We start from the raw sequence: 15,647 nt of genomic DNA on the forward strand, positions 1-15,647 counted from the left end.
AAACGATTTGATCGCAGCTATCACGGACCATAATGGATCTGAATCTTCGCGATATCCGCGCGCTCGTCGCCGTGGCCGAGGCGGGCAGTTTCACGCGCGCCGCCGAACGCCTGCATTTGTCGCAACCCGCGCTGACCGTGCAGATACGCCGCTTGGAGGAAGCCGTCGGCGCGCGGCTTTTCGACCGCAACAGCCGCAACGTCGCGCTGACGCCGACCGGACGCGAACTGCTGCCGCTCCTGCGCAAGTCGTTGCGCGACATGGAGAACGTGCTGCGCGATGCCCGCGCGATGGGCATCGGCGAAAGCGGCACGATCCGCATCGCGTGCCTGCCGACGTTCGCGGCGAGCGTGTTGCCTGAGTTGATCATCGGCATGAAGCGCGAGGTGCCGCGCGTCGCATTTCAGATTCGCGACGTCGTGGCGAGCACCGTGAATGCGCTCGTGCGCAGCGAGGAAGCCGATATCGGGCTGACCGGCGGCGATGTGGCCGATCCGTTGCTTGAAGTGCTGCATGCGGGCGTGGACCGGCTCGTCGCGGTGTGTCCGAAGGCGCATGCGCTCGCGAAGAAACGCCGCATCGCGCTCGACGAGCTCGCGCATTCGCCGCTCGTGCTCACCGCGCCAGGCACGAGCGTGCGCGCGGTCGTCGACGCCGCGCTCAGCGAGACGCGCGAAACGCTCGAGATAGCGTGCGAGCCGACTTACATGATGACCGCCGTCGCGATGGTGCGCGGCGGCCTCGGCGTGACGATCCTGCCGGAAACCGCGCGCGAGGTGCGCGCGGAACCGGGGCTCGTCGCGAAACCGATCGACCATCCGGCGTTCGTGCGGCCGATCGCCATCGTGAAGAAGCGCGGCAGGACGCTGCCGGCAGTGACGGAACGCTTCGTCGAAAGCATGCGCGAGGCGATGACATCGCCCCGCTGATACAGGCTTACTTTTCCATCGTCGCCATGTCGATCACGAAGCGATACTTCACGTCGCTCTTCAACATGCGCTCGTAAGCCTTGTTGACTTCGTCCATGCGAATCATCTCGATGTCGGACGTGATGCCGTGCTTGCCGCAGAAATCGAGCATTTCCTGCGTTTCCGCGATGCCGCCGATCAGCGAGCCCGCGAGCGAGCGGCGCTTGAAGATCATGTTCATCACCGAAGGCGACGGATGCGGATGCTCCGGCGCGCCGACGAGCGTCATGGTGCCGTCACGCTTGAGAAGCGACATGAACTGATCGAGATCGTGCGACGCGGCGACCGTGTTCAAGATGAAATCGAAGCTGTTCGCGTGCGCGGCCATCTGATCCGGATCTTTCGACACGACGACTTCATGCGCGCCCAGACGCTTCGCATCCTCGATCTTGCCCGGCGACGTGGTGAAGAGCACGACATGCGCGCCCATTGCGGCGGCGATCTTCACGCCCATGTGACCGAGACCGCCGAGACCGACGATGCCCACCTTGTGCCCCTTCTGCACGTTCCAGTGGCGCAGCGGCGAGTACGTGGTGATGCCCGCGCACAGCAACGGTGCAACGGCCGCGAGTTCGAGGTTCTCGGGGATGCTCAGCACGAACGCCTCGTCGACGACGATGTTCGTCGAATAGCCGCCGAAGGTCACGCCGCCCGACTTCTTATCCGGCGAGTTGTAGGTTTGCGTAAAGCTTTCCGGGCTCTCGCAATATTGTTCGAGTCCTTCCTTGCACGCATTGCAGACGCGGCATGAATCGACCATGCAGCCGACGCCCGCCAGTTGCCCGACCTTGAACTTCGACACGTCGGAACCGACTGCCGCGACGCGACCGACGATCTCATGGCCCGGCACGACCGGATAGTTCGTGCCGCCCCATTCGTTGCGCGCCATATGCAGGTCGGAATGACAGACGCCGCAGAACAGAATGTCGATGCGGACATCGTTCGGACCGACATCGCGGCGTTGAATTTCGAGCGGACCGAGCGGCTTGTCGGCTGCGGATGCTGCATAGGAATACGCTTTCAGCATGGTTTGCTTCCCTCTTTGATTTGCATCTGTGAACAGGACCGGCGCTTGCTCCTGCCGGAGAAGCGCGGCTATTGAATCAGACGTGCTGGATGGTCTTTGTGTGCGGCAGCGAACGTTCGCCATCATGCTCCGCCACGCGTTGCGAGCGACTTGCCGATCGCGCCGGTAGTTAGGCGGAGACGCGCAACGTCAGTACTGTATGCCTATCGGGGATTATCTGCCGAAACGACCGCGCGCCAGGCGCGTCGCCGGAGAATTTGACAATCGGCGCCGTGAGGATCGACCTCGCGGCGGAAGCATTTCGAGAGACCAGAACGATGAAAGCGAAAGCCATTACGGCCAGCATCGGCATGCCGGCCGGCGCGGTCAGCGCCGAGTTTCATATCGATACGGGGCGGCTCAGGATCTTCGAGCGCGGCATGCTGCGCGTCGAATTGTTTCCGCCGCAATCGTGGTTCACGGTGGCGTCGGTGGCGGGAAACAGCCGCTGGGGCACGCGGCCGCTGGAAGCGGATATGCGTCTCGTCGTCGAGAGCTTTATCCTGCAGCGCTTCGGCATGAAGGCGTATCGGGGCGAGACTTCCAGCGCGCAACGCGTATTCGATTCGCGATCCGAATCTTTAGCGGATCATCTCTGACTGCGCGCGGGCGGCTGATAGCCCGGAACCTGATGCAGCGCGCAATCGCACGCTGCGGAGAGCGCCGCCAGCCGCTCGATGTTCTCGCGCAAGTCGGCCTGCGTGCGCGCAATCGTTTCACGCAGCGCTTCGACCCGCGGCATGATCTGTTCCGCGATCACGCTGCTTTCTTCTTTCTTCCCGAGCCACGCTTCGGCGTCTTCGCGCGCTTCGCGCAGTTCCATCACCGAGACTTCGGTCTGTGCCTGAAGACGCGCATAGGTTTGCGCGAGTTCGCCGAGCCCCATCGATTCCATGCGTTCGACGAAATCGCGCGTCGAATGCATTGCGAGTTCACCGGCGTCGTAAGCCACGAACTGGGCATCGTCGATTGAAAGCGAGATGCGGCCTTCGGGCGTGGCGAATTCGAGCTTGATCGGCATGATGCGTGGATGTCTGTAATCGAAGAAGTGACCGGATTCTAGAAAGCCGCGCATAAAGCGACATTCAGAACAAGATGAAAGCCATATCGCGCGCGTGAAATGGAGCATTAACGTCATTGCGATTCGTTCGAGCGCGCGAAACGATGCACGGCGATTAATTCGAATTCCGCCACATTTGGCGCGATGGAAATTTATCGACAGTTGCAAAACCCGCCCTCGACGCCGTGCGATTTTCAACTTGAAAAGATGCATTTCTTAAACCAACAATGGATCCATCTTTCGCGCTGGCCACCCCACTTCGCCAACCGAGATCTGACGCGCCCCATGGATGAGAAAGACGAAATACGCAAATCCGAAGAGTTGCGCAGCTTTCTGTTTCTGACCGTCGTCATGGTTCCCGTGCTCACGGTCATGATCATCGCCACTTACGGATTCGCGGTCTGGTTCTATCAGATGCTGATCGGCGGACCGCCACATCATTAACGAGCGTCGCGACTATTTGAATTAAATGGAGCTCAAACCCGTCGATATCAACGATCGTTACGCCGACAAGACCGACGAGTCTTGCGAGTTTCACATAGCCGGCGTCGTTGTATTCGGCCGTATAGAAGCGCTGCAACGAATTACGCGCGCGCTCGCGGCTTTGCCTGGCGCGCAAGTTCACGGATCGAGCGCCGACGGCAAGATCGTTCTCACGCTCGAAAGCGATCGCTCCGCTTGCGTCGCCGAACAATTGCAGGCGGTGCAATCCATTCCCGATGTCATCAGCACCGCGCTCGTCTATCAGCATCACGAAGCCGCCGATCCGCTCACCGAGGACATCGACGATGAAACTGACTCGTCGCGCGTTCATTAAGCAGACGGCCGCCACCACGGCGGCCGCATCCGCGGGCATCACGCTGCCCGACATGCACGCCGTCGCGCAGAGCGACGACATCGCCTGGTCGAAAGCGCCCTGCCGCTTCTGCGGAACGGGATGCGGCGTGCTCGTCGGCGTGAAGGGCAATCAGGTCGTCGCGACACAGGCCGACCCGCAGGCGGAAGTCAACCGCGGACTCAACTGCGTGAAGGGCTACTTCCTCTCGAAGATCATGTACGGCCAGGACCGTCTGACGACGCCGCTCATGCGGATGAAAGACGGCAAATACGACAAGAACGGCGAATTCCTGCCCGTGTCGTGGGATGTCGCGTTCAACGTGATGGCCGAGCAGTTCAAGCGCGTGCTGAAGGAGAAAGGGCCGACGGCCGTCGGCATGTTCGGTTCGGGGCAATGGACCGTCTGGGAAGGCTACGCAGGCGTCAAGCTGATGAAGGCGGGATTTCGCAGCAACAATATCGATCCGAACGCGCGGCATTGCATGGCATCGGCCGTGACGGGCTTCATGCGGACCTTCGGCATGGACGAGCCGATGGGCTGCTACGACGACATCGAAGCCACCGACGCCTTCGTGCTGTGGGGCTCCAATATGGCCGAGATGCATCCGGTGCTGTGGTCGCGCGTGACGGCGCGGCGGCTTTCGAATCAGGACGTGCGCGTCGTCACGCTGTCGACGTTCGAGCATCGTTCGTTCGATCTCGCCGATCAAACCATCGTCTTCACGCCGCAATCCGATCTCGCGATCATGAATTACATCGCGAACTACATCATCAAGAACGGCAAGGTGAACCGCGATTTCGTCGACAAGCACACGAACTTCAAGAAGGGCAACGCGGACATCGGTTACGGGCTGCGGCCCGACCATCCGCTGCAAAAGGCGGCGAAGAACGCGGGCGATCCGAACGGCTCGCAGCCGATCACCTTCGACGAATTCGCGCAGTTCGTCTCGCGCTACGACGCTGCCTACGTGACGAAAATTTCCGGCGTGCCGAAGAACAAGCTCGACCAGCTCGCGCAGTTGTACGCGGACCCGAAGACGAAAGTCGTGTCCTTCTGGACGATGGGCTTCAATCAGCACACGCGCGGAACCTGGGCCAACAACATGGTCTACAACCTGCATCTGCTGACGGGAAAGATATCGACGCCGGGCAACAGCCCGTTCTCGCTGACGGGCCAGCCGTCCGCGTGCGGCACGGCGCGCGAAGTCGGCACGTTTTCGCATCGGCTGCCCGCCGATATGGTCGTGACCAACCCGAAGCATCGCGAGGAAGCGGAGCATATCTGGAAGCTGCCCGCGGGCACCATCCCCGACAAGCCGGGCTTTCATGCCGTGCTGCAAAACCGCATGCTCAAGGACGGCAAGATCAACGCTTATTGGGTGATGGTCAACAACAACATGCAGGCTGCCGCGAATATCAACAACGAAGCGCTGCCGGGGTATCGCAAGGATTCGAATTTCGTCGTCGTGTCGGATGTGTATCCGACGGTCACGGCCGTCGCCGCCGATCTGATCCTGCCATCCGCGATGTGGGTCGAGAAGGAAGGCGCCTACGGCAACGCGGAACGGCGCACGCAGTTCTGGCATCAGCTCGTACAGGCGCCAGGCGGCGCGCATTCGGATCTCTGGCAGATCGTGGAATTCTCCAAGCGCTTTAAGGTCGAGGAAGTCTGGCCCGCCGAACTGCTCGCGAAAAAGCCCGAATACAAGGGCAAGACGCTCTACGACATCCTGTATCGCAACGGCCAGGTCGACAAGTTTCCCGCTTCGCAAGTCGATTCGAAATATCGCAACAACGAGGCTGCGGCGTTCGGCTTCTATATCCAGAAAGGTTTGTTCGAGGAATACGCGAGCTTCGGACGCGGCCACGGCCACGATCTCGCGCCGTTCGACATGTATCACCAGGCGCGCGGCATCCGCTGGCCGGTCGTCGATGGCAAGGAAACACGCTGGCGTTACAAGGAAGGCTCCGATCCGTATGTGAAGGCCGGCGCCGACTGGCAGTTCTACGGCAATCCGGACGGCCGCGCGGTGATCTACGCGCTGCCTTACGAGCCGCCCGCCGAATCGCCGGACAAGGACTATCCGTTCTGGCTCGCGACGGGCCGCGTGCTGGAGCACTGGCATTCGGGATCGATGACGCGCCGCGTGCCCGAGCTGTATCGCGCGTTTCCGAACGCGGTGTGCTTCATGCATCCCGACGACGCCAAAGCGCTTGGCCTGCGACGCGGCGTCGAGGTGCGCGTGATATCGCGGCGCGGCGAGATGCGTACGCGCGTCGAGACGCGCGGCCGCGACAAGCCGCCGCGCGGGCTCGTCTTCGTGCCGTGGTTCGATTCAAGCCAGCTCATCAACAAGGTGACGCTCGACGCCACCGATCCGATCTCGTTTCAGACCGACTACAAGAAGTGCGCGGTCAAGATCGTGCGGGTCTAGGGTCCGGGAGCCGACGCCATGCGTACGTTGACAGCCATCGTCATTGCATCGCTTCTTGCGCTGGCCGTGCTCGCGATCGCGCAGCCCACGGTGCCCAGTCTGCCGTTCCACGATTCGCTGCGCGGCACGGCGCCGCTCGATGAGGAACCGAAAGCCCCGCTCATCGCGCCGACCGAAAACAAGGACGTGATACGCGGACTCAACTACGCACAGCAGCCGCCGACGATCCCGCACAAGATCGACAACTATCAGCTCGACAAGAACGCCAACCGCTGTCTCGGGTGTCACGCGCGCAGCCGCGCCGAGGAAAGCGGCGCGGTGCCGGTGGCGGTGTCGCATTACATGGATCGCGAGGGCGGCGTGTCCGGGCATCTGTCGCCGCGACGCTACTTCTGCACGCAATGCCACGTCCCGCAGGCCGATACGAAACCGCTCGTCGGCAATACGTTCGTCGCCGTCGAAGACGTCAGGCAGCAGCCGGACAAAACCAAGAAGCGATAGACGATAAACAAGCGACCATCATGTGGGCACTGATCAAGCGCTACTGGATCACCATTCGCCGGCCGAGCCTCTATTACAGCCTCGGCTTTCTGACGCTGGGCGGCTTCGTCGCCGGCGTGGTGTTCTGGGGCGCCTTCAACACGGCGATGGAGCTGACCAACACCGAAGTCTTCTGCACCGGCTGTCACGAGATGCGCGACAACACCTACGCCGAACTGAAGAACACGATCCACTTCAGCAACCGCACGGGCGTGCACGCGAAGTGCTCGGACTGCCATGTTCCCCACAACTGGACCGACAAGATCGCCCGAAAGATGCAGGCGTCGAAGGAAGTGTGGGCGAAGATTTTCGGCGCGGTGAACACGCGCGAGAAGTTCCTCGACAAGCGGCTCGAACTGGCCGAGCACGAATGGGCGCGCTTCAAGGCGAACGACTCGCTCGAATGCCGCAATTGCCACTCGTTCCAGTACATGGACTTCACGCGGCAAAGCCCGCGCGCGCAGCAGGCGCATCAGCGCTTTCTGGAGACTGGCGAGAAGACGTGCATCGATTGCCACAAGGGCATCGCGCATGAACTGCCGAACATGGCGAAGGCGCAAGAAATCGACGACAGAAGGAAGCAGTAAACAACGCCAAGAGAGGAAACATTCATGCTCAGCGCCCGGCAACTCGACGTGATGCGCGGCAGCCGCACGATCGTCGCCGGCGTGAATCTGTGCGTCGATGGCGGCGCGGCGTTGCTCATCCACGGCGCGAACGGCAGCGGCAAGAGCTCGTTGATCGCCGCGCTCGCGGGTCTGTTGCCGCCCGCCGCGGGGAAGGTGTCGTGGCGCGGCGTGAACGTGCGCGACGATCCGGCGCGCTTCAGACGCGACCTCGCGTATCTCGGCCACGCCGACGGCTTCAACGGCGAACTGACGGTCGCGGAAAACCTGCGCTTCGCGGCGTTGCTCGGCGCGAACGCCTTGCACGCGAACGAGCGCGACGTGCTCGAGCGCGCCGGTTTGCAGCCGCTGATGCACGCGCGCCTGAACCGGCTGTCGGAAGGTCAGCGGCGGCGCGTGGCGCTCGCACGGCTCGTGCTCGCGGCCAAGCCGCTGTGGCTGCTCGACGAACCCACCGAAGCCGTCGATGACGCGGGCGCGCTCTGGTTCGCCGCATGCATCGACGATCATCTGCGCGAAGGCGGCGCGCTCGTCGCGACGACGCATCGCCCGCTTGCCGTCGATGCCGCGCGCGCACGTCATCTGCATCTCGAACGGAGCGCGGCATGATCGCGCTGACGCTTCGGGTGATCCGGCGCGAGCTGCTCTTGAACTGGCGCTCGCGCACCGTGACGCTTTCCGTGCTGCTCTTCTTCGTGCTGGCGTCGAGTCTGTTTCCGCTCGGCGTCGGTCCCGATCCGAAGCTGCTGCACGCAATCGCGCCGGGCGTGCTGTGGGTCACGGCGCTGTTCGCGGCGCTGCTTTCGGCTGGCCAGCTCTTCAGCAACGATTTCGCGAGTGGCGCGCTCGAACAGATGCTGCTTTCGCCGCAGCCGCTCGCGGGCATCGTGCTCGGCAAGATCGCCGCGCACTGGATCACGACCGGTCTCGCGCTCGTCGTGCTCGCGCCCGTCGTCGCGCTCGAATACGGGCTCGATGCGCGCACGATCCTCATGCTGATGGCGTCGCTCCTGATCGGCACGCCGCTGCTTTCGCTGATCGGTTCGATGGGCGCGGCGCTCACGCTCGGCGTTCGCGGCGGCAGCGTCGTGCTCGCATTGCTGATTCTGCCGCTCTACGTGCCGGTGCTCGTATTCGGCGTCGGCGCGGCCGATCCCGCCGCGAGCGCCGCATGGGCGAACGCGAATTTCTCGCTGCTCGCGGCGGCGTTGTGCATCGCGCTATGGCTGTGTCCGTTCGCGAGCGCGGCGGCCCTGCGCATATCGATGGAATAGCGCCTATGAACTGGTTCCGCTACGCGTCCGCCCGCAACTTCGAACGCTTCGCCGCGCGCGCGACGCCGTGGTTCGCGTTCGCGTCGGTCGTGTTCATCGCGATGGGACTCGTGATCGGCCTCGGCGTCGCGCCCGCCGATGCGCTGCAACGCGACATCTACCGCATCATGTTCGTGCATGTGCCCGCCGCGTGGATGTCGATGCTCATCTACTTCGTGATGGCCGCGTACAGCGCGCTGCATCTCGCGATGAACGCGCGCCTTTCCGCGATGATGGCCCGCGCGCTCGCCCCGACCGGCGCGTCGTTCACGGCGATCGCGCTGATTTCGGGCGCGTTGTGGGGCAAGCCGACGTGGGGCACATGGTGGGTCTGGGACGCGCGGCTCACGTCGGAGTTGATCCTGTTCTTCCTGTACGTCGGCTATCTCGCGCTGCACGCGGCCATCGACGGCACCCGCCGCGCCGATCGCGCGTGCTCGGTGCTCGCGCTGATCGGCGTCGTGAATGTCCCGATCATCTATTTTTCCGTGCAATGGTGGTACACGCTGCATCAAGGACCGTCGCTCGGATTCGGCAGCGGCGTCGCGATGGAAACGTCGATGGCTTGGGGCATCGTCCTGATGACGGCGGGATTCTGGTCGTATGCGATCGCCGTGGCGTTGGCGCGCGCGCGCGTCATCCTGCGCGCGGCCGAACGCGTGCGCGCGAGCGACGAGCGTCCGTCGCGAATCGAGGAGCGTGCCGCATGAACACGCTCGCATCCGTCCCGAAGATGCTCGCCGCGAATCCGCTGCTTTGCGCCGCGTTCGCGATCACTTTTCTGCTGATGGGCGCGGAGGCGTGGCTCGTCCACCGCGCGCTGCGCCGATGAAAGCGCGCCATCGCCGCTTCGCGTTCATCGCGCTCGGCCTCGCGAGCGCCGCGCTCGCGTGCGCGTTCGTGCTCAACGCGTTCCGCGCCAACGTGATGTTCTTCGTCAGCCCGAGCGAGATCGCGTCGCACGAGGAAACGCGCACGCAGCGCTTCCGGCTCGGCGGACTCGTCGAACGCGGATCGCTCTTGAAGCACGCCGACAGCCGCACGGTGAGCTTCGTCGTCACGGACGGGCGCGCGTCGATTCCTGTCGTCTACACGGGCGCGCTGCCCGATCTCTTTCGCGAAGGCAGCGGCGTCGTCGCGCAAGGCACGCTCGGCGCCGACGGACGTTTTCACGCCGACGAAGTCCTGGCCAAGCACGACGAAAAGTACACGCCGCCGCCACTCGAACGCGCGCTGCGTGAAGCGCGCGCATCGGCGGACGGGAACGCGGGAGCGCGCCGATGATCCCCGAGATCGGCCATTTCGCGCTCATCCTCGCGATGCTGCTCGCGCTCGTCGCGGGCATCGTGCCGATGCTCGGCGCGCGACTTGCCATCGAAGGATGGATGCGCGTCGCCGCGCCCGCCGCGTGCGGGCAATTCGGCTTCGTCGCGATCGCGTTCGGCTGTCTCGCGGCGTCGTTTCTCGACGACGATTTTTCCGTGATCTACGTCGTCGGCAATTCGAACTCGGCGCTGCCGGCCATTTACCGGTTCACCGCGGTCTGGGGCGGTCACGAAGGCTCGCTGCTGCTGTGGGCGCTGCTGCTCACGCTCTGGATGAGCGCGGTCGTGTGCTTCGGCAAGCGCCTGCCGTTGCCGTTCGCGGCGCGCGTGCTCGGCGTGATGAGCTGGATCGACGCGGGCTTTCTGCTTTTCATGCTGCTGACGTCGAATCCGTTCACGCGCATCATGCCGCCCGCGATGAACGGCCGCGATCTCAATCCGCTGTTGCAGGATCCCGGCATGGTGATTCATCCGCCGCTGCTGTACATGGGCTACGTCGGCTTTTCGGTGGCGTTCGCGTTCGCCATCGCCGCGCTGCTCGATGGCAAGCTCGACGCCGCCTGGGCGCGCGCCTCGCGCGCGTGGACGCTCGCCGCGTGGATGTTCCTGACGCTCGGCATCATGCTCGGCAGCGCGTGGGCGTACTACGAACTCGGCTGGGGCGGATGGTGGTTCTGGGATCCGGTCGAAAACGCGTCGTTCATGCCGTGGCTCGTCGGCACCGCGCTGATTCATTCGCTCGCCGCGACCGCCAAGCGCGGCGCGTTTCGCGCGTGGAGCGCGCTGCTCGCGATCTGCGCGTTCTCGCTCTCGTTGCTCGGCACGTTTCTCGTGCGCTCGGGCGTCGTGACATCGGTGCACGGCTTCGCGTCCGATCCGGCGCGCGGCGTGTTCATCCTCGCGTTGCTCGCGCTGTTTTCGGGCGGCGGTCTCGCGCTGTTCGCGTGGCGCGCGCCGCGAGCCGTGTCGGCGGTCGCTTTCGAGCCCGTATCCCGCGAGGCGTTGCTGCTGTCGAACAATCTGCTGATGCTCGTCGCCGCTGCATCGGTGATGCTCGGCACGCTCTATCCGATGGTCCTCGACGCGCTCGATCTCGACAAGATTTCCGTCGGCGCGCCGTACTTCGACAGCGTGTTCGTCCCGCTGATGACACCCGCGATCTTTCTGATGGGCGTCGGGCCGCTCGCGCGCTGGAAGGCCGCGCGTCTGCCGCAGCTTGCCGTGCGGCTGCGCTGGGCCGCGCTCGTGAGCGTGGCGAGCGCGTTCGTGCCCGGCGTGTCGCGTCCGTTCGTGAGCCTCGGCTTGCTGCTCGCCGCGTGGACGTTCGCGACGATCGCGACGAGCGTGATCGAGCGCATCATCAAGGGACGGCAGCGCGTGCGGCTCGCGACCGTCGGCATGTGGCTCGCACACGCGGGCGTCGGCGTGTTCGTCGTCGGCGTGACGATGGTGAAGGGCTTTCCCGTCGAACGCGACGCGCGGCTCGCGCCCGGCGAGAGCGTCGATGCGGGCGGATATCGCTTCCGGCTCGGCGACGTGCGCGCGATCGACGGACCGAACTATCGCGCGACGCGTGCGACGATCGCGGTGACGCGCGACGGCAAAGCTATCGCGACACTGCATCCGGAGAAACGCGAATTCCTCGTCTCCAACACGCCGACGACCGAAGCCGCGATCGATCGCGGCGTGCTGCGCGATCTGTACGTCGCGCTCGATCAGCCGGCGGGCGGCGGCGCGTGGACCGTGCGCATCCAGATCAAGCCGTTCGTGCGCTGGATCTGGGGCGGCTGCGTGTTGATGGCGCTCGGCGGCCTGCTCGCGGCGGCGGATCGGCGTTACGCAAAGCTGCGCGCGCCGCAACGGGCCGCCGCCGTTGCGATTGCCGTGGAACCGCCGCGAAGCATCGGCGAGACAGGACGATGAAGCGCTTTCTGATTCCGCTCGCCGTGTTCGGTCTGCTCGTCGCGGTGCTCGCGGCCGGATTGCGCCACGATCCGCGTCGCCTGCCTTCCGCGCTCATCGGCAAACCCGCGCCGGAGTTCGATCTGCCGCGTCTCGATGCCGCGAACCGGACGATGTCGTCGCACGCGCTGCGCGGACAGGTGTGGATTCTGAACGTGTGGGCGTCGTGGTGCGAAGCGTGCCGCGATGAGCATGCCGTCCTGATGGATTTCGCGGCGAGCGGCGCGGCGCCGGTGTACGGCCTGAACTACCGCGACGAACGTGCGCCCGCGCTGCAATGGCTGAAGGCGGCGGGCAATCCGTACGTGACGTCGTTCGTCGATCGCGACGGGCGCACCGGCATCGACTATGGCGTGTACGGCGTGCCGGAGACGTTCGTGATCGATCGCGCGGGCGTCGTGCGCTATCGGCAGGCGGGACCGCTCACGCGCGCGTCGATCGATGGCGTGATTGGTCCGCTCGTCGGCAAGCTGCAAAAGGAGAACGCGCGTGATTAGGCGGCTCGCGTGGATGATCGCTGCGTGCATCGGGTGCGCTCAGGCGCAGCAATCGCCCGATGACGAACGCGCGCGCCATCTCGCGGAGCATTTCCGCTGCGTCGTGTGCCAGAACCAGAGCCTCGCCGATTCGACCGCCGATCTCGCCGCCGATCTGCGCGCGCGCATTCGCGAGCAAGTCGGGCAAGGCGCGAGCGACGAGCAGATTCAGGCGTACATGGTGCGCCGATACGGCGACTTCGTGCTGTATCGGCCGCCCGTGAAGCCCGTCACGTGGGCGCTGTGGTTCGGGCCGTTCGCCGTGCTCGCGGCGGGCGCGGTTGCGATGGCGCTGCATATCCGGCGCGCGCATCAGACCCGAAGAAAAAGGAGCATGAGCCGATGATCCCGTTCTGGCTGATCGTTGCCGCGATGCTCTTCGCCGCGCTCGCATGCGTCGTGCCGCCGCTGTTGCGCGCGCGCGTCGCGAATCAGCGAACGACGCACGCCGCGCTCGCCGGCTTGCTGGTCGCGCTCGTGCCGGCGTCCGCGCTGACGCTTTACATGCGTGTCGGCGATCCGGCGGCGCTCGCGATTCAAGCGGCGGCGGGTTCATCGGTGAGCGAACACGCGGACACGCCCCGGTCGATGGAAGCGGCCGTCAGTCTTCTGGCCGCGCGGTTGCGGCGCAATCCCGACGACGCCCAAGGCTGGACGATGCTCGCGCGTTCGTACATGGTGCTGACGCGCGCCGACGATGCCGCGCAGGCGTATCGGCGGGCGGTTGCGCTGAATCCGCGCGATGCCGAATTGCTTGCCGATTACGCCGATGCCATCGCGAGCGCGACCGGCGGCGATCTCAACGACGCGGCGCTGAAGGTCATCCACTCGGCGCTCGCGCTCGACGCGACGCAGCCGAAAGCGCTGGCGCTGGCTGCATCGGCGGCATTCGACCGGCGCGAATACACGCAAGCCATCGGATACTGGGAGCGTTTGAGGCAGGTGCCGGATCTCGCGCCGCAGATCGCGCAGCAGGCGCAGAAGAATATCGACGAAGTGCGGGCGATCGCGGACGGCACCGGTTCGGCGTCGATCGAAGTCCGCGTGCAGTTGAGCCCTGAGTTCGCGTCGCGCGTCCGTCCAACGGATACGGTCTTCGTCTACGCGCTCGCCGACGATGGCTCACGCATGCCGATCGCGGTCCAGCGCCTGAGCGCGAACCAGCTTCCTGCGACGGTTTATCTCAACGATTCAATGTCGATGACGCCGAACCGCCGCCTCTCGGATTTCGAGCGCATCGACATCGCTGCGCGCGTGTCGGCGTCCGGGAAAGCGCGGCCATCGCCCGGCGATCTGAGCGGATCGAGCGGACGGGTATCGACGAAAGATGCGGGCGTGATTGAACTGACGATCGGCGAAATCGTGCGCTGAAGTCGCGATTCAGCGCGCTTTGGCGACGGACGGTTGAATCGACTTGGCGTTGTCGGCGATTTCGAGGCCCCACTCGCCTTGCTCGTACCAGTCTTCGCCAAGCAACTCGGCCGGATGCTGCGCCCGGCTCGAACCGTTTCCGCAACGCATGGCGTCCGTCGCGCAATAGTGATCGCAGCCCCAGCAATTGCGCTCGGGATGCTTTGGGTTCAGGGGAAAGCGCTTCGACATCGTGCGGTACTCCGTGGATTGCGGCGTGCGAGCCAATCGGCATCAAGCCTAAGATCGGCCCCGTTCCGAGCCAATAGGAACGGGACGATCGGTCACGGCTCGCAGCGAAACACGATGTTTCCGCTTCTCAGCACGCCGCCGGGGACGATTTCGTCGCGCCCGTCAACAGGAGTTCGATCAGATCGCGCACGTTGCGGATCGCTGCGCCGAACGGCAGTTTTTCGCGCCCGCGGAAGAACAGTCCATTGCCGACGTCGCCCCGCAATGCCGCGGCAAGCCGCGTATCGATGCAGAAATGCCCGAATTTCTCGATGCCATCGCGCAAGCCGCACGCGCTCAGGCATTCGAGCGCCGACGGACACGTCTGTTTGCGCGCGCCGATTTTCGTTCGAATGCGTTCTTCGTTACGCAGATAGCGCATGAGCCACGGCGTCTTGACGGCGCGCGCGGGCAGGCCGGTCACGCTGATGAACTCGACGATATCGTCGGGCTCCGCCTCGACCAGCACGCGCTTGAACTCCGGATGCGCGTCGCCTTCCTCGGTGACGGCGAACGGCGTGCCGACCTGCACGCCGTTGGCGCCGGCCGTGAGCCACTTGCGCACGGCTTCATGGCTGTTGATGCCGCCCGCGACGATCACCGGCACGTCTTCGCGCTTGAGTCCGAGCGCCGCAAACGATGCATCGAGTTCCTTCAGAACGCGCTCGAAGCCGAAGCGCTCGTCGTTCATATCGGCGACGTCCGCGACGCCGAGATGGCCACCCGCGTGTCCGGGATGCTCGATCACGATGGCGTCGGGCAAGCGGCCTTTCTTCATCCATTTCTTGAGGACGAGCGTGACGCCGCGGCTATCGGAGAGAATCGGAATGAGCGCGATATCGCAACCTTGCGTGAGATCGGGCAAGTCGAGCGGCAGGCCCGCGCCCATCACGATGGCATCGGCGCCCTCTTCGCACGCCACGCGCACGTAATCGGCGTGCGCGCTCACGGCTTTCATCACGTTCACGGCGATCATGCCGCGTCCTTGCGACAACTCGCGCGCCGACTTGATCTCGCGCGCGAGCGCGATGAGGTTGGCGCGCTCGAGCGTCGGCCGCGAGTGGTCTTCGCGGCACATGGCGAGCAAGTCTTCGTGATGATGACGCAAGTCGATGCTCGCGATGGTGCCGACCGCGCCTTCTCGCGCGACGCTGCCCGCGAGCCGATGCGCGGAAATGCCGACGCCCATGCCGCCCTGCACGATCGGCAGCAGATTGCGGCCGCGAATCGTGAGCGGCGCGAAAGAATGATCGTGAGAGGTCATGGGCAAATCAGTTTGATGTGAATTCATGGTGTACAGCTTGATGTGATCCGAGCTTCGATGCAGCGCGACGACCG

20 protein-coding genes are annotated in these 15,647 nt (G+C 64.5%); 16 read left to right on the forward strand and 4 right to left on the reverse strand.

The annotated features are described in order from the left end of the window. Positions 1-32 precede the first annotated feature (32 nt). Positions 33-929: a LysR family transcriptional regulator gene (locus tag NCT05_RS24710; protein ID WP_250503386.1), complete on the forward strand. Its 897-nt coding sequence runs from the start codon at positions 33-35 to the stop codon at positions 927-929. 7 nt (positions 930-936) lie between these two features. Here NCT05_RS24710 and NCT05_RS24715 read toward each other — a convergent pair whose 3' ends face one another. Next, complete coding sequence (locus NCT05_RS24715; RefSeq protein ID WP_008349042.1) at positions 937-1,995, reverse strand: NAD(P)-dependent alcohol dehydrogenase; 1,059 nt, start codon at positions 1,993-1,995, stop codon at positions 937-939. 317 nt (positions 1,996-2,312) lie between these two features. Here NCT05_RS24715 and NCT05_RS24720 point away from each other — a divergent pair, with 317 nt between their 5' ends. Continuing rightward, complete coding sequence (locus NCT05_RS24720; RefSeq protein WP_250457612.1) at positions 2,313-2,633, forward strand: hypothetical protein; 321 nt, start codon at positions 2,313-2,315, stop codon at positions 2,631-2,633. On the opposite strand, the gene NCT05_RS24725 is transcribed toward NCT05_RS24720, so the two are convergent. After that, the gene (locus NCT05_RS24725) at positions 2,624-3,055 is read right to left on the reverse strand and encodes a hypothetical protein (protein WP_250503387.1); all 432 of its coding nucleotides are present in this window, start codon (positions 3,053-3,055) and stop codon (positions 2,624-2,626) included. The two genes, NCT05_RS24720 and NCT05_RS24725, sit on opposite strands and share 10 nt — an antisense overlap. A 324-nt stretch (positions 3,056-3,379) precedes the next feature. Between NCT05_RS24725 and napE the strand changes: the two genes are divergently transcribed. The 14 genes from napE to NCT05_RS24790 are packed head-to-tail and all read left to right on the forward strand — an operon-like array spanning position 3,380 to position 14,039. After that, positions 3,380-3,538 (forward strand): periplasmic nitrate reductase, NapE protein, encoded by a 159-nt coding sequence (gene napE / locus NCT05_RS24730; RefSeq protein WP_008349047.1) that lies wholly within the window; start codon positions 3,380-3,382, stop codon positions 3,536-3,538. Positions 3,539-3,563: 25 nt separating this feature from the next. Next, entirely contained in the window at positions 3,564-3,911 is a 348-nt protein-coding gene (locus tag NCT05_RS24735) for a chaperone NapD (RefSeq protein ID WP_008349049.1), read from the forward strand. Then, positions 3,883-6,366 carry a periplasmic nitrate reductase subunit alpha gene (gene napA, locus NCT05_RS24740; protein WP_250503388.1) on the forward strand — a complete coding sequence of 828 codons (2,484 nt, stop codon included), beginning with the start codon at positions 3,883-3,885 and terminating at the stop codon, positions 6,364-6,366. The genes NCT05_RS24735 and napA overlap by 29 nt, the downstream gene beginning before the upstream one ends. 18 nt (positions 6,367-6,384) lie before the next feature. Beyond that, a complete protein-coding gene (locus NCT05_RS24745) occupies positions 6,385-6,867 on the forward strand; it encodes a nitrate reductase cytochrome c-type subunit (protein ID WP_008349053.1) in 483 nt (160 codons plus the stop codon). Positions 6,868-6,887: 20 nt separating this feature from the next. Next, on the forward strand, positions 6,888-7,493 hold the full coding sequence (locus tag NCT05_RS24750) for a NapC/NirT family cytochrome c (RefSeq protein WP_250503389.1): 606 nt from the start codon (positions 6,888-6,890) through the stop codon (positions 7,491-7,493). 24 nt (positions 7,494-7,517) lie between these two features. Then, entirely contained in the window at positions 7,518-8,141 is a 624-nt protein-coding gene (gene ccmA / locus NCT05_RS24755; protein WP_008349058.1) for a cytochrome c biogenesis heme-transporting ATPase CcmA, read from the forward strand. Further along, positions 8,138-8,806, forward strand: a complete 669-nt coding sequence (gene ccmB, locus NCT05_RS24760) for a heme exporter protein CcmB (RefSeq protein WP_008349060.1) — start codon at positions 8,138-8,140, stop codon at positions 8,804-8,806. The genes ccmA and ccmB overlap by 4 nt, the downstream gene beginning before the upstream one ends. Before the next feature lie 5 nt (positions 8,807-8,811). Continuing rightward, positions 8,812-9,555, forward strand: coding sequence for a heme ABC transporter permease CcmC (ccmC, locus tag NCT05_RS24765; protein ID WP_250503390.1), 744 nt, complete (start codon positions 8,812-8,814; stop codon positions 9,553-9,555). Beyond that, a complete protein-coding gene (locus NCT05_RS36830) occupies positions 9,552-9,677 on the forward strand; it encodes a hypothetical protein (protein ID WP_284507567.1) in 126 nt (41 codons plus the stop codon). The genes ccmC and NCT05_RS36830 overlap by 4 nt, the downstream gene beginning before the upstream one ends. Next, positions 9,674-10,129 (forward strand): cytochrome c maturation protein CcmE, encoded by a 456-nt coding sequence (gene ccmE, locus NCT05_RS24770; RefSeq protein ID WP_175982644.1) that lies wholly within the window; start codon positions 9,674-9,676, stop codon positions 10,127-10,129. Before NCT05_RS36830 ends, ccmE begins: the two co-directional genes overlap by 4 nt. After that, a complete protein-coding gene (locus NCT05_RS24775; RefSeq protein WP_250503391.1) occupies positions 10,126-12,093 on the forward strand; it encodes a heme lyase CcmF/NrfE family subunit in 1,968 nt (655 codons plus the stop codon). The genes ccmE and NCT05_RS24775 overlap by 4 nt, the downstream gene beginning before the upstream one ends. Continuing rightward, positions 12,090-12,629, forward strand: coding sequence for a DsbE family thiol:disulfide interchange protein (locus tag NCT05_RS24780; protein WP_250441239.1), 540 nt, complete (start codon positions 12,090-12,092; stop codon positions 12,627-12,629). Before NCT05_RS24775 ends, NCT05_RS24780 begins: the two co-directional genes overlap by 4 nt. Further along, complete coding sequence (locus tag NCT05_RS24785) at positions 12,622-13,014, forward strand: cytochrome c-type biogenesis protein (protein ID WP_008349071.1); 393 nt, start codon at positions 12,622-12,624, stop codon at positions 13,012-13,014. Before NCT05_RS24780 ends, NCT05_RS24785 begins: the two co-directional genes overlap by 8 nt. Then, a complete protein-coding gene (locus NCT05_RS24790; protein ID WP_250503392.1) occupies positions 13,011-14,039 on the forward strand; it encodes a tetratricopeptide repeat protein in 1,029 nt (342 codons plus the stop codon). Before NCT05_RS24785 ends, NCT05_RS24790 begins: the two co-directional genes overlap by 4 nt. 9 nt (positions 14,040-14,048) lie before the next feature. On the opposite strand, the gene NCT05_RS24795 is transcribed toward NCT05_RS24790, so the two are convergent. Together NCT05_RS24795 and NCT05_RS24800 are read right to left on the reverse strand one after the other, a co-directional pair. Further along, entirely contained in the window at positions 14,049-14,270 is a 222-nt protein-coding gene (locus NCT05_RS24795; RefSeq protein WP_250503393.1) for a DUF3079 domain-containing protein, read from the reverse strand. A gap of 127 nt (positions 14,271-14,397) precedes the next feature. After that, positions 14,398-15,573 carry an NAD(P)H-dependent flavin oxidoreductase gene (locus tag NCT05_RS24800; protein ID WP_008349076.1) on the reverse strand — a complete coding sequence of 392 codons (1,176 nt, stop codon included), beginning with the start codon at positions 15,571-15,573 and terminating at the stop codon, positions 14,398-14,400. Between the last annotated feature and the right edge of the window lie 74 nt (positions 15,574-15,647).

It is taken from the genome of Caballeronia sp. AZ7_KS35 (assembly GCF_023631045.1).
Classification (GTDB): domain Bacteria; phylum Pseudomonadota; class Gammaproteobacteria; order Burkholderiales; family Burkholderiaceae; genus Caballeronia; species Caballeronia zhejiangensis.

Coding starts and splice junctions, on each gene's coding strand:
- NCT05_RS24725 (WP_250503387.1), bottom strand. CDS start 3,055: ATGCCGATCAAGCTCGAATTCGCCACGCCCGAAGGCCGCATCTCGCTT.
- napA (WP_250503388.1), top strand. CDS start 3,883: ATGAAACTGACTCGTCGCGCGTTCATTAAGCAGACGGCCGCCACCACG.
- NCT05_RS24800 (WP_008349076.1), bottom strand. CDS start 15,573: ATGACCTCTCACGATCATTCTTTCGCGCCGCTCACGATTCGCGGCCGC.
- NCT05_RS24735 (WP_008349049.1), top strand. CDS start 3,564: ATGGAGCTCAAACCCGTCGATATCAACGATCGTTACGCCGACAAGACC.
- NCT05_RS24715 (WP_008349042.1), bottom strand. CDS start 1,995: ATGCTGAAAGCGTATTCCTATGCAGCATCCGCAGCCGACAAGCCGCTC.
- NCT05_RS24775 (WP_250503391.1), top strand. CDS start 10,126: ATGATCCCCGAGATCGGCCATTTCGCGCTCATCCTCGCGATGCTGCTC.
- NCT05_RS24750 (WP_250503389.1), top strand. CDS start 6,888: ATGTGGGCACTGATCAAGCGCTACTGGATCACCATTCGCCGGCCGAGC.
- napE (WP_008349047.1), top strand. CDS start 3,380: ATGGATGAGAAAGACGAAATACGCAAATCCGAAGAGTTGCGCAGCTTT.
- NCT05_RS24710 (WP_250503386.1), top strand. CDS start 33: ATGGATCTGAATCTTCGCGATATCCGCGCGCTCGTCGCCGTGGCCGAG.
- NCT05_RS36830 (WP_284507567.1), top strand. CDS start 9,552: ATGAACACGCTCGCATCCGTCCCGAAGATGCTCGCCGCGAATCCGCTG.
- NCT05_RS24790 (WP_250503392.1), top strand. CDS start 13,011: ATGATCCCGTTCTGGCTGATCGTTGCCGCGATGCTCTTCGCCGCGCTC.
- ccmB (WP_008349060.1), top strand. CDS start 8,138: ATGATCGCGCTGACGCTTCGGGTGATCCGGCGCGAGCTGCTCTTGAAC.
- NCT05_RS24780 (WP_250441239.1), top strand. CDS start 12,090: ATGAAGCGCTTTCTGATTCCGCTCGCCGTGTTCGGTCTGCTCGTCGCG.
- NCT05_RS24795 (WP_250503393.1), bottom strand. CDS start 14,270: ATGTCGAAGCGCTTTCCCCTGAACCCAAAGCATCCCGAGCGCAATTGC.
- NCT05_RS24745 (WP_008349053.1), top strand. CDS start 6,385: ATGCGTACGTTGACAGCCATCGTCATTGCATCGCTTCTTGCGCTGGCC.
- ccmE (WP_175982644.1), top strand. CDS start 9,674: ATGAAAGCGCGCCATCGCCGCTTCGCGTTCATCGCGCTCGGCCTCGCG.
- ccmA (WP_008349058.1), top strand. CDS start 7,518: ATGCTCAGCGCCCGGCAACTCGACGTGATGCGCGGCAGCCGCACGATC.
- NCT05_RS24720 (WP_250457612.1), top strand. CDS start 2,313: ATGAAAGCGAAAGCCATTACGGCCAGCATCGGCATGCCGGCCGGCGCG.
- ccmC (WP_250503390.1), top strand. CDS start 8,812: ATGAACTGGTTCCGCTACGCGTCCGCCCGCAACTTCGAACGCTTCGCC.